General features: G+C 28.7%; 1 protein-coding gene. It reads left to right on the top strand.

All coding sequences use genetic code 11. The features are described from left to right. Positions 1 to 313 (top strand): HAD hydrolase family protein (locus WKU26_RS12680; protein WP_340322318.1); only part of this gene is annotated, 313 nt, incomplete at its 5' end. Positions 314 to 429: the final 116 nt, after the last annotated feature.

Here is a 429-nt window from a genome sequence, read left to right as displayed (position 1 = left end):
ATCTGAAAATACTAAAATTGTAGAGAACAGAGCTAAAAAATTAAAAATTGATTTCTTAATCCAAGGAAAAAAAAACGGAGGGAAACTAGCTGCTGCACAAGAAATTTGTCAACAATTAGGAATTACATTAGAAGAAGTTGCATATATTGGTGATGATATTAATTGCCAAGAACTCCTTGAAGCTGTTGGTTATGCAGGATGCCCAGTAGATGCAAATCAAAAAATTAAAAATATATCATATATATATATATCAAATACCTTTGGTGGACATGGCTGCGTTAGAGATTTCATTAACCTGATTCTCCAAAATTAGCATTACAATATACAAAAATCCAATAGTCCATTTTTTAATAACTATGTTATAAAAAGGAGTATTGGAATTTTGTTCAGTCTATCAATAATCAATTCTAACCTTTCCATAATTAATAT

This window comes from Phocaeicola sp. HCN-40430, assembly GCF_037890285.1.
Taxonomy (GTDB): domain Bacteria; phylum Bacteroidota; class Bacteroidia; order Bacteroidales; family Bacteroidaceae; genus Phocaeicola; species Phocaeicola acetigenes.
This window is presented reverse-complemented; position numbering and strand designations above follow the sequence as displayed.